Consider the following 14,371-nt stretch of genomic DNA (forward strand, 5'->3'; position numbering starts at 1 on the left):
ATGGAAGATTCAGTGTTTGTTATATTCCTTGGCTTTGGCTTTATTTGGCTTTTGATGGGAGTTGTAGGTTGGATTGCGTTTTTAAAATCTGAGGGTGAGGAGATTAAGTTTGGTAAGTGGGGACTTATAGTTGCTATTCCAATCTTAATACCAATAATTGTTTCTCTGATTATTGGTATATTTTATAAGCATTGAAGAAAAGTTCAGAAGTCAGAATGGGCTAAATCTTAGCTATCCGCTAACAGGAGCCAGAATCAAGACGCTCGTTCCTCGCTAAGGGAACTCCAAAAAATAAATTATCCAATTTTTGGAATCAAAACGATTTTTCCTCTCTCTGCTCCCTGCTCCTCTGCCTTAAAAGCGATGAGATATTTTTTATTTAGAAGTCCCTAACGCTGTACATTAATTGCACCCCTAACTAAAATCACTGTACTTTCTACACCAGAGGCGATCGCTTCTGGAATATTACCTTGAATCGCCTGTTGCAACATTCCTTCTTGCGATGCTCCCAAAACTACAACATCATAACCTTCGGTTTTAACTAAGTTAATCACACCTTCTGCGACTGAATTAGCCTGGACTGGGAGAGCAACTACAGTACTGGACAACTTTTGCCGCCGCATCAAATGGCGGATGGCTTGTTCTGAAACTGACATATCTGGCTTGAATTCAAACGGCTTAAACACCTGTGTCAGATGAATTTGCGGATCATTTCCCAATGTAATTAAAGCCGGTAGCAATTTAATCGCCAGTGGAGAATTGGGGCCACCAGCCATCGGGACTAGCCAACGGTTGAAGAGGGGGCTGGGGACTGGGGACTGGGGAGTTTGGCCTAATTTTACTAATACTACTTCGCAGGTGGCTTGGCGAATTATGGTGTCTACAACGTTACCAAAAATCCGACCAGGGGTAGATGTAGCACCTTTCCATCCCATTAAAATTAGGTCGATGTGTTGTTCGCTGATCGTCTCTAAAATTGCCTGCGCTACATCGTGGGTAACTCGTATCTGCGTATGCAAGGGAATTTTCCACTTTTTAGCTAAGACTTCTGCCTGTCGTAGCAAGCGGCGACTTTTTGCCGTTCTTACCTGTGTTTCTGATGGGGAACTGTGGCGGGGTATCAGCATTACTTGCACACAATCTATTTCATAATGGCGATCGCGGGCAATAGCTGCTGCCATTTGTAATAAAATACCTGCTGTTTCGGGATTCGCTACTGGCACTAATAATCTACCATTGCCAGTGCTGGGCGATCGCGTTTGGTAAACTATATAAGAAGGTTCTGGTCGCAGTTTCGGAGTCCGGTTATCACAATTGAGATGACCTGCTTCTGCCCGAATAATATCTGCACGAGTAATAATTCCGATCAGTTTTCGTCCATCCACCACAGGTAAGCGACTGATTTGATAGCGATCGAGTAAATACAGTACATTGCTCAGGGTATGGATTGGTGTTACTGTCATCGGGACAGGCGTCATAATTTCTTTTAAGAAAATATCATTGGCTAGGTTGCGATCATGTATTTTTAGTAAATCTGATTGCGTCACAATTCCTACTAACTTGTTATCTTCCACCACAGGGAAACCGCGATGATGAGAACGAGCAAAGAACTGTTTTGCTTCTTCCAAGCTCATCTGTGCATCTAGAGTTTCTACCCGTTCTTGCATTACATCTTTTGCAGTTAATTTAGTTAATGCTCCTTCTATCGGAACTTCTTTGGTGAGAGTAATGCCTTTTAATTCCAAAAGTTTTTCATAAAGCGAACCAGGCACTACCTTATCCGCAACTAAGTAAGCTGCTACAGAAACAATCATCAAAGGTAGCACTAGATTGAAATCTGTAGTCATCTCAAACACAATCACAATTGCTGTGATTGGTACTTTAGAAACGGCGCTAAAAAATCCCCCCATACCCGCTAGCGCATAAGTAGCAGGAGAACCGGCTCCGGTGATGGATAACTCAAATACACCAATAATGTGACCTAAACAAGAACCCAAAATTAGACTGGGAGCGAATAATCCTCCTGGCGCACCTGAACCAAATGCTATGAGTGTGAGAATAAACTGTGCCGCAAAGGCGATCGCTGCTACTGTTGGATGGGAACCTCCAGTAATTAAAGACTCTCGTAAACCCGTATTATTCCGAAAGGATTCGGGAAGCATCGACACGACAACACCAGAGATCAATCCAGCCAAAGCTACCCGCAGTGGTAAGCTGAGATGTAATTTTCTATAAACTTTAATACTAAATATTAAGCCACGATCAAACAATGCACCCAATAAGCCTGCCAAAATACCCAATATCAGGAAAAAGGGAATTTCTGGAATAGAGAATTGGCTAGAAGATTGCATCAATTGCAGGTTAAGTGCAAGAGAGCCACCACCTAAAAGTCTGGATATCACCCCACCAATAAAGGAGGCGATAATCGCAGTACCCAGAGTCAATCCTGATAAATCTTGGAGTAGCTCTTCAACGATAAATAATACACCTGCGATCGGGGCATTAAAAGCAGCTGCCAAACCCGCACCCGCACCTGCTGCAATCATTTGCCGCCGATGATCTGGGGAAGTAGGAACCCAACGACTCAGCCCTGCTGCCAAACCTGCCCCTACATGAACGGTAGGGCCTTGTCGTCCCAGAGTCATACCCGAACCTATAACGATGATGGCACTGAGTAACTTCACACCTGCCACACGCCAAGATAATCTTATAGGTACATTGGCTAGACTTGCTTTAACTTGCGGAATACCGCTACCATAAGCCTCTGGTGCTAATCTATCCACCAACCATCCAGCCACAAATCCCAAGACAAGACCAATTGCTGGTAATGCCAGCCAAGGCGGTAAAAGGTGGGTAGTATGGACTCGCCATGTCCCCAACCATCCCGATCCTACTTTCAAAAATACCGCAGATAGGGCAGCAACCAAACCAATAACACAAGCTTCGGCGATCGCTAAACCTCTTCTAGGCTGCCACCATATGCGAAAGCGCTGATTCAGAATAGGAAGAGACATGATTTTTGGGGATTAGGAGATTAGGCAGGGGGGCAGGGGGGGCAGGGGAAGCAGGGGAGGCAGGGGAGGCAGGGGAGAATAATAACTCCTAACTCCTAACTCCTGCCCAATCCCCAATCCCCAATCCCCAATTCAATTACTTCTCCCGGTCGTGGATAGTCCTTCTACTATTAGAGATGGAGTATAACAAGAACCATTCCAATCAGCATCATTACCTAGTTTAACCAATTGCTTAAGGGCAGTGTAGACATTACCTGCAACCATCGTATCTTTAACGCGCCCAATTACCTGACCATTTTTGACGCGGTAGCCTAAATCAACATTGATTGAAAAATCTCCAGACATGCTGCCGTCACCGCCCAGCATTTGATCCACAATTATGCCATTATCCAGTTCTTGAATTAAATCTGGTAGTGATGCTGAACCTGGCTGGATCAGAAAATTAAATAAACCAGGGGTGGGATAGCTACCTAAACCAGGGCGAAAACCATTTCCAGTGGTGTCAGTACCTAGTTGGCGTCCGGTAGTGCGATCGCCATAAAAATGCTGTAAAATTCCGTTTTGGATAAATACTAAAAATTGAGTAGGAGTGCCTTCATCATCAAAAGGGCAACTATAAGGGCCGGCTTCTGGATCTTGGTAGAGGGTGAGACTGGGTGCAACTACTTCCTTACCCAAACGTTCTCCCCAAGGGGAAGCTACTTCTAAAACTCGCTTGCCATTCAAAGCTTCTTGCACAGTGCCCCAAAGCATATCAGCAGCTTTAGAAGTGAACAAAATCGGGACGCGACCATTAGGAGATGAGACATTTTCTCCGGCCCAAACTAACCGTTGTAAAATTTGGTTAGCTAATATTTCCGGGTGGAGTTCGCCCCGCTTAGTTTGGCCATCGGCAACACTTAAAAAATCATCACCGCGCACCCATTCGGCCGATATATAGCAATTGAGGGTAGTATCAGTGTAATAACAATCTAAACCTTTAGTGTTGACTATTCTGGTAGTTTCAGCATCACATTCCCAGTCACCATTGCAAACAACATCGGGATTGGCATCGCGGATGAGTGCGATCGCTTCTTTGCCCCAGTCTACCAAAACTTCTATCGGCACACTTTCGCCTAAATCTGGGTAAGCGGGCCCAGAGTTAGAGCTTAATTCTACTGTTTCAGGTAGATTCAGTTGACTTAGAGCCAGAGCTTTTTCCACCATTACTTCGGCTAGGACAGAACCGTAAGCCACCGTCAGTCCCGGACACCCGTTTCGCCAAAGTCGTAGTGCTGTGCCTTCAGATTGGTTAGTTTCTAGCTGCTTGAGTCGGTTTGCCTCAAAAAACACTGGACGAGAAAGCGATCGCGACTGATACACCTCAGCAGCTTCTGCTCCAGATTTTATAGCTAGTTCCAGCAGCTGTTCTGCTAGTGTATCTTGTGACAAATTTTCAGAACCCATGACTCTTAGTGCAATTGTGGATTTTGAACCGCATATCAACGCTGTCTTAAGAAAAGTGCGACCGTCAAAAACCGACGATTAAACTTTCTACGTGATGAACGCAGATAACTATCCAAAAATCATCAGCGTTTCTTACAGTTACGATTTGAAACCACAGATCAACACTGATGGACGCAGTTAATTATCCCAAATCATTGCCATGTCTCAACTAGTCATTCGTCATTCGTCATGAGTCATTAGTCATTAGTCATTAGTTAGGAGTTATGAGTTAGGAGTTATGTATGAATTATTATTCTCCCCATCTCCTCTGCCCCCCTGCCCCCCTGCCCCCCTGCCCTTTTTCAAAGATTCACCTCTTGCAACAGCCAAAAACCAGCAAAAGCTTCTGCTTTAGGATCAGACTGTACACCGATAAAATGCACTCCGTTAGCTTTTTGCTTGGCTTCTTCAAAACCTTTAGCTTCTGCTAAAAGTTGAGGTTTTTTGATATTTGCCACAATCCAGCTTTCGGTTACACCAGTTTCTAAAAGCAATCTCGCCTCAACGCTAGTATCAAATCTTAAGAAAGCCAATTCCAAACCAGACATCCAGCCTGCCAAGGGCAACGCTCTTGGTGAGAAAATTAAAATCCCAGGAATCCGGGTTTCGGGTGAAACTTTCGCCAACTCTATGGGGAAAGCTTCACCAAAGCCAATTTCCCACTCTGGCATTTCTGCCAAATCCGCAGCATCTAAGGTAACAAATACCCACTGCTGTCCTTCCAAAGCATCTGGTAAACGTTGCGGCAAAGGTTTTTCTAAGCGGACTGAGGGATTAGCCCCCCCTTGATACCCTGTCTCTTGAGGATACACTTCCTCCATGCGCTGTTCTAACCATTGGTTGAGAACCAAAGTACGGCGGCTAGGCTGGGCGGGAATACCTAAGTCTTGGCAGGCTTTAGTAATCATGTTGTTCATTTGGCGGCGGAAAAAGCGGATTTTAATTGGTGCTTTTCCAGCTTGGTTAATAGCTTCCTGTAATGCTGTCCGCAACCAGCCCGAATTTACCTGGGTACTGGGACAATATTGAGCATAGTGAAACAAAGAATCTACTTTTGTACTGATATCTAAGGCGCTTTCGCAGACTAAGACTTCCCAAACTTTTTTCTGATTATCGTCCAAAATCGGACGGGAGTAAAAATCGATTTCCCAAATACTGCCCATGTTTTGCGGTAAAAATCTGGCTGTTATGTTTTCTTGATATGTTGATCATACGAGTCTTAGGGCAGCAGGGGAATAAGGGAGTGGGGAGTGGGGGAGGCAGGGAAGGCAGAGGGAGCACGGGAGACAAGGGGACAAGGGGCAGGGGGAATTTTTATAGTGATAGGGTTTGGCGATCGCTGTAGGGAATCATGGGTTATGCGGTTTGTGGCGACGGCGATCACACAATAATAGCCGTGAGAGTATCAAAGAATCTTCCTCATTTTCCACGGTTGATCCAAACGCCTCTAAGTCCAGCTGCTTTAGCTCCGTGGTAATCTTCTACAACGCTATCGCCAATATGCCATGCTGCCTCTGGGGAACATTTATGTTTATCTAAAGCAATAGCAAAAATTTGAGGATCGGGTTTAGCTGCACGTACCTGCGTAGAAATGGTGACGGAGGTAAAAAACTCTCTCAATCCCAAACCTTGCAATACTGAGTAAATCCGAGAATCAAAATTCGACAGCACCCCCAAGGTAACTCCCAACCGCCGCCAGTTGATTAAAGCTGGTACAACATCAGGATAAACAAACCACGGTTCGGCAGTACCAAAGTGGATGTAAAGTTCGCTAAAAAAAGCTGAAAAATCAGAAAATTCCTTAAGAACTCCAGCACTTTCAAAAGTGTTCAGGGCAATTATCCGCCACCAATCAAACTCGCGCTGGGGAATATCTTGCAGTTCTGCATCTGGAAATATAGGCGGCGGCGCTGCTTTAAAGCATTTGATGAAGGCTGTATTCAATGTTTCGGCTGAAACTGTAACGCCAAATTCCTGGGCTATCTGACTATAAACTTCGCCTACACTACCTTTGACATCGAAGAGTGTACCCACAGCATCTAAAAAAATAACTTTCGGTTGTTCCATCAAAGTTTGATTGAATTGGGAGTGGGGATTGGGGACTGGGAAGAGTCACTAATGACTAATGACTAATCTTAAGTTACTTAGAAAGTGTTTCTATGATCGGACGAACTAGCCAATTAAAACCAACTTTTAGTTGATGGTCTAAAGTTGGCAATCTATATAAATAGGCAATCCGCCGGGCGACGGATGCCAAGGGCCCATCTAGTTTAATTCCCAAACCTGTAAGAGTGGCGTTGTCTATTCCTAGTGCCATCATTTCTCCTAACTGTTGATAACGGAAGGGAAGCAGGGGGCGGTTGGTCAAACTTGCCCAAATATTCCAAGCAGTATAATCGGCTTCTTGGAAAGCCGCTTGTGCGGTGGCGGGGACTTGTTGTCCTTCAATATCATGACAGTCTGCTAAATCTCCCAAGGCAAAGATTTCAGGATGATCAAGGACTTGCAGATTAGATGTAGTAATGATTTGACCACGCTGGTTTTGCTTGAGAGGAAGAGATTTCACTACAGGCGCAACCCTAGTTCCCACAGTCCAAATTACCAAATCTACGGGAATCGTGTCTAATTGGTTTTTGTACTCTAGGGAGATGGAATTTTGCTCTATTGATTCGACTTTGGTTTCTAAATCAATAAACACGCCACGGGCTTCTATTGCTTTTTTTGCTGCTTCCCGGTTAAACTCTGGGGAAGTTCGCAAAATTTGGTCAGCAATTTCAATGATCCGAAAGCGTCCTTTTTCACCTAGTCTGTCGGCTAACTTACAGGCTAACTCTACACCACTGTAGCCAGCCCCAATAATTGCCACCCGAATTTTATCAGCATCCGATTCTTCTAAAAATCGCAGGCGTTCTTCCAAACGATACACATCAGAGATTGTACGGAATGGGTAGGCGTAGGATGTTGCACCAGGGACTAAATCTAGCGGTGTCTCACCTCCTAGTGCTAACACTAAGCGATCATAAGGGATTTCCGGCCCTTCATGTATATTCACCCGTTGCTGGTCGATGTCAATTCCAGACACAACCCCTTGATAAAAACGTACCCCTGTGCCTTGTAACACTTCTTCAAAGGGTGGGGCAATTTCCCAGGTTTGCAGTTCGCCAGTGAGTAATTCGTAAAGTAAAGGAGAGAATAGGAAGCGATCGCTTTGATCTACCAGAACAATTTCGGGTTTTTGCGTAGATTCCCAAGGTAACTGGCTTAAGCGCAAGGCTGTGTAGAGACCACCAAAGCCTCCGCCAAGGATACAAATTCTAGAAGTTTGTTGAGTCATTGTTTCTATCTATGGGACGGTCAATGCTAGCTGGGCAACTAACTTCAGTCTAGTCAGTTAAAGCGGACTTTTCAAAATCCCATTAAGTTTTTCATTAGTCATTTGTTATTAGTTACAGTTATCTAACTGGAGATTCGCTAGAGTTAAGGGCTAACAGGCAACGGCTAAAAGGAGTTAAAGAGATGGAAATTAAGCCAACTGACCCATCGCTAGCACTCATGGAAATTCCCCCTGGCTATCTCAACATTATGGGTTACGTTGATCAGTCAGAAGTTAATGGCCCTGGTTGTCGTGCAGTCATTTGGGTACAAGGTTGTCTGCGTGAGTGTCCTGGCTGCTTTAATACTAACTCTTGGTCATTTGAAGCTAACCAATTGATTGCTGTTGATACCCTTGCCGAGAATATTCTCAGCAATCCCCATAACAAGGGTGTAACGTTCTCTGGTGGAGAACCCTTTTGGCAAGCAACTGCACTAGCGTCTTTAGCTCGTAAAGTAAAAGCTGCTGGATTAAATGTAATGTCTTTTACTGGGTTCACTCTCAAGCAACTCCAGTCTCAATCAGCACCGCCAGGTTCCCAAGCTTTATTAGAACAACTTGATATTTTGATTGACGGGCCTTTTGTACAATCTCTAGCAATTAATTCTCCTAACTCTCCAGTCTCTTCTAGTAATCAACGGGTTCGAGTGTTAAACCCGGCTTTCCAAGACCAGATTACCTGGGCTAGCGATCAGATAGAAATCCACATTCTCAAGGATGGTGGCCGTATTGTTACTGGCTACCAAGGTGGGTTGGAATTGACGTAGTAGGGCATGGGGCATGGGAAGTTAAAACTTGAAAGTTCACCTTCTGAGGCTCGACTTTGACCTTCTGAGGCTCGACGTTGACCTTCTGAGGCTCGACGTTGACCTTCTGAGGCTCGACGTTGACCTTCTGAGGCTCGACTTTGACCTTCTGAGGCTCAAGTTCAACTTTTAACTCTCCTTCCCTCGTGGCCAATATCCAATGCATCTGTATTTGAGACAGATTATATTTAAAAAAAATACATATCTAAATTTGACTAAACCATTTCAGACAATTTTTACTGAACACCGGGTACTTTGGGCTGTTTTACTCCTGAGTGCAGCACTGGTGCTAACGCTAGCGCTGTCGCTTTCTCAAGGAGCAGTACCTTTAAGTATGTCGGAATTTTGGCAAGCCCTTCTCCGGGAAGGCGATCCAGTTAAACAGACAATTCTCTGGGATTTGCGGCTCCCACGCATTACGGCTGCTCTGATTGTCGGCGCAGCTTTGGGAATGTCAGGAGCATTGCTGCAAGGGATGTTACGCAATAGTCTTGCTGATCCATTTATTTTGGGGATTTCAGCAGGTGCAGGATTAATTGTGATTCTAATGATTGTGTGGCAAATATTCCCGATCGCAATTCCTTTAGCTGCGTGGATGGGAGCAATTTTAACTTCTGCGATCGTTATTTTGCTCGGTCATGCGGGGTCAGGAATTTCTGTTGAGCGGTTGATTTTAGGCGGAGTGGCGGTAAGTTCTTTATTAGGCGCTGTCCAAAGCACATTGCTACTTTTAGCTGAAGATGGTCAAATTCAAATTGCGCTGAGTTGGCTGGTTGGTAGCCTTAATGGACGGGGTTGGCAAGAAATTGCGACGGCTGGGCCTTATATCATCGTTGCATTGCTAGGGGGATGCTTGCTGGCGCGATCGGTAAATGTGCTGGCTTTGGGGGATGATTTGGCTGTGGGTTTGGGGGTTTCGTTGACGCGATCGCGTCTGTTAATAGGTGGTGTCGCCACTTTATTAGCCGCAGGTGCAGTTAGCATCAGTGGCTTAATTGGATTTGTTGGTCTTGTTGTCCCTCACGGTGTCCGCCTTATCGTTGGTACAGATCATCGGTTTGTTTTGCCGCTTTCCGCCCTTGCGGGTGCATGGTTACTTACTTTTGCAGATTTACTCTCTAGATTAGGAGCAGTAGAACTACCAGTAGGCTCCGTCACTGCCTTGCTAGGTTCACCGCTATTTATCTGGTTACTTTATCGTCGTTCTGCTGGGTTTAATAAATTTTGAACTAACAGGATGTTTGAAAAGTCCTCTTTTGGGTATCCAAAGTTTTAGATCCCTAGTTTTAATAGCATTTAGCTAAGTTTGCTCATTTTGGTCTGTTCGCAGAACAATAAAAATTGCTGGTGTATTCACTACAACAGCAACAAGCAGAATGATCAGTTTTGGTTTATTTACCTCTTCTATTTTAGCATAGACAAAGGTGTTTTTTATTTCAGGCAATATCTAAATATAATGTCTGCTTAAAGACTTACAGATATTGTTTCAAGATTTCACAGCTTCAGTTTTAAATTAATTTTTTCTCGCGCATACATCATACTTCAAGTAACTTTCAAACTAATATATTGTGACAAATTGTAACAGTTATTATTTGCAAAATTAACTTTTTGCAGCTTTCACATGCAAAGTAATGAAAAGTAGGTTTTTTAGGGGATGTTTTAGTAAACTCAATTATCCTATGAACTTGCATTTACGCCAATGACCCCCATGATTATTAAGCCGATAGAAATGAGTTTGATAAGTGTGGCAGATTCACGAAACCAAATAATACCAATAATAGCAATTAAGATAGTTCCCAATCCAGCCCAGACAGAATAAGCCACACTCACTTCAAGTTTCTTGAGAGCAAGAGTCAAAAAAGTAAAACAAAGTCCATAAAAAACAACTATTAATATGGAAGGGACTATTTTAGTAAATCCTTGCGATAACTTCATGCAAGTTGTGCCTGAAACTTCAAATAGGATTGCGGCAATAAGGTAAATCCAACTTGTTGACATATATATTATCAGCAGTTTCTAAGTAATCTATTATTGTTTTATCTCTGTGAAATGAAAAAAATGCAACATAATTATTATCATTATTCGCGTGAATCTACTAAAAATTTGTAGGATACGCTACGCATTGCAAGCTTTAAGAGGATATTTTAATAGTCTTATTGTCAATATTAAAATTTTTGGATTACCTAAAGCCACAGTGAAATACTTTTTAAACAATCTTTAATATTAGGGATGCGGGTGACACTTCTATCAATATTTTAAATAGAATTGCTATATTTCAAGTCTGCTTTTGCCGAACTTACCGAACCCTAATAGTTCAGTTTACCGTACATTTATAGTAAAGAAATCTTGGTTCGGCAATCATCATTCTTCAGGTGATAAAAACCGAATTTACCCCACTCTTATTTTTAAATACTATAAGAACAAAGAAAGGAATCAAATCCTCCAATCCTTAAATAGCAAAGATACTGGTTATCCGAAGTAGAGATATGACATTAGTACGTTTGAACCCCTGGCAAGAATTTAACGCAATACAACGCCAAATCAATCGTTTATTTGATGAAGATATGCCAACTGCATTGTCAGATAAAGGTTTATCTAGAGTTCCGGCTGCTGAGTTAAAAGAAACCGAAGATGCAATCCATCTAAAGCTAGAACTTCCAGGAATTGAAGTTAAAGACTTGGATTTGCAAGTTACAGAAAAAGCTGTATACCTTAGCGGTGAGCGGAAGTCTGAAGCAAAATCTGAAGATAAAGGTGTGATTAAGAGCGAATTCCACTATGGTAAATTCCAACGTGTAATTCCTTTACCTGCTCGGATTCAAAATACCAATGTTACGGCAGATTATAAAGATGGCATCTTGAACCTGACGCTACCCAAAGCTGAAGAAGAAAAGAATAAAGTTGTCAAAGTTAATCTAGCATAATCTGGATAATTGCAACTTTATATCTGCTAGCTATCTATTAAACTAAATAAAAGGCGCTCTCCAAAAGGGGAGCGCTTTTTAGTGTGAATTACTCAGCCTATACAGATTTATAGGAAAGTGCAAAATTTTAAATCTTTTATAGTGTGTTATACACCACTACAGATTTTTGGTGCGCTAGGACGAAAATTATAACGCACCCTACAAAAGTTGCTCTTTATTAAATCCACATTTCTTAGTTAACCGTTAAGGGCTTCTTCTTGATGGGTTTCGATAACGCAATCAGAAGTGGGGCGGGCAACGCAGGTAAGAACCCATCCTGCGTCAATTTGATCGTTGTCTAAGAAGTTCTGATCTGATTGGTCAACTGTACCTGAAATCAGCTTCCCGGTACAGGTAGAGCAAGAACCAGCGTTACAGGAATAAGGCAAGTCAAGATCATATTCCTCGTTAGCGATCTCTAGGATGTACTCATCATCAGGAACGTCAATTACTTGTTCACCATCTGGGGTCTTTAATGTGACCTTATAAGTTGCCATGTAACAAATCCCTAATTCATATAAACTCCATTTTCGATACTACGGGTTTATGTGCAGCTAGTCTAGAGTTTATTGTGGTTGATTTATTTACATCCTTAATAAGCGCTTAGTGTGAACTGGAAGTTAGAGTAAAAAATTCTGCGATCGCTTCAGCAAATCCCTCAAATGAACTATAATCTTTAGCCACGATGGAGACATTCACACCCAATTTTCGCGCATTAGCAGTTGTATAAGGGCCAAAACATGCAATTATACAGCGTTCATAATCGCTTTGCGAGTTGAACATTGTTAAAAAGCTTTCTACTTCTGCCGTGCTACTAAAGGCAATTACATCGATTATTCCTTGACGAATCAAATTTAATTCAATACTGTAGATACTTGTATTTAAGCCCTGTGTAATATATGTGGGTACACGAGTTACTTCTATGCCCAATTGCTGCAAATCGGTAATCAAATTGGGTACAACATCAGGCTCAGGCAAACCAACAACTTCTGGAGCCGGGATCAGTACCTTTTTCTCGTGAATTTGCGGAAGTTTCGCTAATTCAGCCACAATTCCGGCTGGGCTAGATTCTGTAGGAATTAAATCTACTTTGTTACAAAAAGATAATAAACTTTCTGCATCTTTTCCTAAAGCACATAATTGACATTTTTGCACCACAGATATAGGAATATTTAAATCATTCATCCGGTGAAAAAATGCAGTGATACCATTTCTACTTGTAAAGATAATCCAATCAAATTCACCTATATGGTATAGCGCAGTATCTAACTTAGTGTAGTTTGATAAATAGCAGGTTTCGATAGTAGGCATTAAAACAGGTAAACCACCTTGCTTGATGATTTGTTCAGATAACCTATAAGCATAATTTCTCGGTGCTGTGACTAAAATTCTTTTCCCATATAGAGGTAATTCTCTAGATGCAGTGAGCAAGTTGATTTCTCTTGATTGGGTGTGCATTTGTTTATCTGCCATTTCATTGCTATTCAAGCTTAGAATGCAATACGCAATCAAGCGGACATGATATTACTCTTGTCAAAGTTTGATTTTTGACTTTTGATTTTTGACTTTTGACTTCCGCCTTGCGGCACTAGCCATTTTTCTAGGATGAATTCTCCCCATTTTTCCGATGTTATCTGGGTTGGTAAAACGGCAAGATATGAACATCTAAGAACGTTTGCACAAAAATATTATGTCTTCATTACTGGCTTTATCCAACAGTTTAGCTGATACCGTAGAACAAGCTGGAAGTGCTGTGGTTGCAGTTAATGCGGGTACTCGTGTTTCTCCAAGTGGCATTCACTGGCGTAATGGCATCATTGTTACTTCTGATGAGTCACTCCAGCGTTATGACGACATCACCATCACTTTATCAAATGGTAGTACTGCACCAGTAACGCTCATCGGTCATGACTCAAGCACTGATATTGCTGTTTTTAAGCTAGAAAATCTAGAAATTCCTGTGGCAAAAGTTGGCGATGCCAAAACGCTCAAAGTTGGTCATCTCGTGTTAGGACTGGCAAGAGGTAGCGAAGGTGATTTAAGGGCGGCGATGGGTGCGGTGAGTGTGGTTAGCGGTGCTTGGCGGAGTATGAATGGCGGGAATATTGACCAATTTATCCGCCCAGACATCACCCTTTACTCTGGTTTTGCAGGCGGGCCGCTCGTAGATGCTGCTGGTTTTGTTGTAGGCATGAATACATCGGGGCGGCGTGGTACTGCTCTGACTATTCCCACTGCTACAGTCGATCGCGTAGTTGACCAATTAGTAGCAAAAGGACGCATTTCTAAAGGATACTTGGGTGTAGGAATGCAACCTGTACGCTTACCTAAGAACCTGAAAACTGCTCTCAATTTAACTTCTGCAACTGGGGTAATTGTCGTTAATGTTGAGTCTTCTGGGCCGGCTGACAATGCAGGTGTGCTGCTTGGCGATGTTTTGGTAACATTCGATGGCGTAACTGTGAGCGATACAGGTGATGTATTAGCGTTACTCAATAGTAGCGATCGCATTGGTAAAACTGTCAAAGTGCAAGTTGTCCGGGGTGGAGTATTAGTTGATTTAGCGATCGCAGTTGGCGAACGACCTGTGTAATTCGTAATTCGTAATTCGTAATTCGTAATTTGGAACTCGGACGTTGAGCCTTTGAACTTGGAAGTTGCACCTTTTTACTCGAACGTTGAGCCTTTGAACTCGGAAGTTGCACCTTTTTGCTCGGACGTTGAGCCTTT

General features: G+C 42.8%; 14 protein-coding genes. 5 read left to right on the plus strand and 9 right to left on the minus strand.

All coding sequences use genetic code 11. The features are described from left to right. Entirely contained in the window at positions 1-195 is a 195-nt protein-coding gene (locus RMY00_RS23965) for a hypothetical protein (RefSeq protein WP_322649931.1), read from the plus strand. A gap of 194 nt (positions 196-389) precedes the next feature. Here the strand turns inward: RMY00_RS23965 and RMY00_RS23970 are convergent, their stop codons facing one another. From RMY00_RS23970 to RMY00_RS23990, 5 genes are all read right to left on the minus strand, one after another. Continuing rightward, positions 390-3,014, minus strand: a complete 2,625-nt coding sequence (locus RMY00_RS23970; RefSeq protein WP_322649932.1) for a chloride channel protein — start codon at positions 3,012-3,014, stop codon at positions 390-392. A 132-nt stretch (positions 3,015-3,146) separates the two neighbouring features. Continuing rightward, positions 3,147-4,460 carry a TldD/PmbA family protein gene (locus RMY00_RS23975; protein ID WP_322649933.1) on the minus strand — a complete coding sequence of 438 codons (1,314 nt, stop codon included), beginning with the start codon at positions 4,458-4,460 and terminating at the stop codon, positions 3,147-3,149. 341 nt (positions 4,461-4,801) lie between these two features. Further along, on the minus strand, positions 4,802-5,662 hold the full coding sequence (locus RMY00_RS23980; protein WP_322649934.1) for a Tab2/Atab2 family RNA-binding protein: 861 nt from the start codon (positions 5,660-5,662) through the stop codon (positions 4,802-4,804). 256 nt (positions 5,663-5,918) lie between these two features. After that, the gene (locus RMY00_RS23985; protein WP_322649935.1) at positions 5,919-6,566 is read right to left on the minus strand and encodes an HAD family hydrolase; all 648 of its coding nucleotides are present in this window, start codon (positions 6,564-6,566) and stop codon (positions 5,919-5,921) included. A gap of 73 nt (positions 6,567-6,639) precedes the next feature. Next, entirely contained in the window at positions 6,640-7,833 is a 1,194-nt protein-coding gene (locus RMY00_RS23990) for an NAD(P)/FAD-dependent oxidoreductase (protein WP_322649936.1), read from the minus strand. A 182-nt stretch (positions 7,834-8,015) separates the two neighbouring features. Between RMY00_RS23990 and RMY00_RS23995 the strand changes: the two genes are divergently transcribed. Together RMY00_RS23995 and RMY00_RS24000 are read left to right on the plus strand one after the other, a co-directional pair. Further along, a complete protein-coding gene (locus RMY00_RS23995) occupies positions 8,016-8,639 on the plus strand; it encodes a 4Fe-4S single cluster domain-containing protein (RefSeq protein ID WP_322649937.1) in 624 nt (207 codons plus the stop codon). A 199-nt stretch (positions 8,640-8,838) separates the two neighbouring features. After that, complete coding sequence (locus tag RMY00_RS24000) at positions 8,839-9,906, plus strand: iron ABC transporter permease (RefSeq protein ID WP_322649938.1); 1,068 nt, start codon at positions 8,839-8,841, stop codon at positions 9,904-9,906. A 72-nt stretch (positions 9,907-9,978) separates the two neighbouring features. Here RMY00_RS24000 and RMY00_RS24005 read toward each other — a convergent pair whose 3' ends face one another. Next, complete coding sequence (locus RMY00_RS24005; RefSeq protein WP_322649939.1) at positions 9,979-10,122, minus strand: hypothetical protein; 144 nt, start codon at positions 10,120-10,122, stop codon at positions 9,979-9,981. A 233-nt stretch (positions 10,123-10,355) separates the two neighbouring features. Next, positions 10,356-10,676 (minus strand): multidrug efflux SMR transporter, encoded by a 321-nt coding sequence (locus RMY00_RS24010; protein ID WP_322649940.1) that lies wholly within the window; start codon positions 10,674-10,676, stop codon positions 10,356-10,358. A gap of 488 nt (positions 10,677-11,164) precedes the next feature. Here RMY00_RS24010 and RMY00_RS24015 point away from each other — a divergent pair, with 488 nt between their 5' ends. After that, a complete protein-coding gene (locus tag RMY00_RS24015) occupies positions 11,165-11,602 on the plus strand; it encodes an Hsp20/alpha crystallin family protein (RefSeq protein ID WP_322649941.1) in 438 nt (145 codons plus the stop codon). Positions 11,603-11,838: 236 nt separating this feature from the next. On the opposite strand, the gene RMY00_RS24020 is transcribed toward RMY00_RS24015, so the two are convergent. Continuing rightward, a complete protein-coding gene (locus tag RMY00_RS24020; protein WP_322649942.1) occupies positions 11,839-12,138 on the minus strand; it encodes a ferredoxin in 300 nt (99 codons plus the stop codon). Positions 12,139-12,244: 106 nt separating this feature from the next. Further along, a complete protein-coding gene (locus RMY00_RS24025; protein ID WP_322649943.1) occupies positions 12,245-13,114 on the minus strand; it encodes a uroporphyrinogen-III synthase in 870 nt (289 codons plus the stop codon). Positions 13,115-13,331: 217 nt separating this feature from the next. Between RMY00_RS24025 and RMY00_RS24030 the strand changes: the two genes are divergently transcribed. Then, positions 13,332-14,234 carry a S1C family serine protease gene (locus tag RMY00_RS24030; protein WP_322649944.1) on the plus strand — a complete coding sequence of 301 codons (903 nt, stop codon included), beginning with the start codon at positions 13,332-13,334 and terminating at the stop codon, positions 14,232-14,234. Positions 14,235-14,371: the final 137 nt, after the last annotated feature.

The organism is Nostoc sp. ChiVER01, assembly GCF_034531155.1.
GTDB lineage: Bacteria > Cyanobacteriota > Cyanobacteriia > Cyanobacteriales > Nostocaceae > Nostoc.

What these genes read in the sequence shown, in the direction of transcription:
- RMY00_RS23965 (WP_322649931.1), top strand. Translation starts at nt 1, where the DNA reads ATGGAAGATTCAGTGTTTGTTATATTCCTTGGCTTTGGCTTTATTTGG.
- RMY00_RS23970 (WP_322649932.1), bottom strand. Translation starts at nt 3,014, where the DNA reads ATGTCTCTTCCTATTCTGAATCAGCGCTTTCGCATATGGTGGCAGCCT.
- RMY00_RS23975 (WP_322649933.1), bottom strand. Translation starts at nt 4,460, where the DNA reads ATGGGTTCTGAAAATTTGTCACAAGATACACTAGCAGAACAGCTGCTG.
- RMY00_RS23980 (WP_322649934.1), bottom strand. Translation starts at nt 5,662, where the DNA reads ATGGGCAGTATTTGGGAAATCGATTTTTACTCCCGTCCGATTTTGGAC.
- RMY00_RS23985 (WP_322649935.1), bottom strand. Translation starts at nt 6,566, where the DNA reads ATGGAACAACCGAAAGTTATTTTTTTAGATGCTGTGGGTACACTCTTC.
- RMY00_RS23990 (WP_322649936.1), bottom strand. Translation starts at nt 7,833, where the DNA reads ATGACTCAACAAACTTCTAGAATTTGTATCCTTGGCGGAGGCTTTGGT.
- RMY00_RS23995 (WP_322649937.1), top strand. Translation starts at nt 8,016, where the DNA reads ATGGAAATTAAGCCAACTGACCCATCGCTAGCACTCATGGAAATTCCC.
- RMY00_RS24000 (WP_322649938.1), top strand. Translation starts at nt 8,839, where the DNA reads ATGCATCTGTATTTGAGACAGATTATATTTAAAAAAAATACATATCTA.
- RMY00_RS24010 (WP_322649940.1), bottom strand. Translation starts at nt 10,676, where the DNA reads ATGTCAACAAGTTGGATTTACCTTATTGCCGCAATCCTATTTGAAGTT.
- RMY00_RS24015 (WP_322649941.1), top strand. Translation starts at nt 11,165, where the DNA reads ATGACATTAGTACGTTTGAACCCCTGGCAAGAATTTAACGCAATACAA.
- RMY00_RS24020 (WP_322649942.1), bottom strand. Translation starts at nt 12,138, where the DNA reads ATGGCAACTTATAAGGTCACATTAAAGACCCCAGATGGTGAACAAGTA.
- RMY00_RS24025 (WP_322649943.1), bottom strand. Translation starts at nt 13,114, where the DNA reads ATGGCAGATAAACAAATGCACACCCAATCAAGAGAAATCAACTTGCTC.
- RMY00_RS24030 (WP_322649944.1), top strand. Translation starts at nt 13,332, where the DNA reads ATGTCTTCATTACTGGCTTTATCCAACAGTTTAGCTGATACCGTAGAA.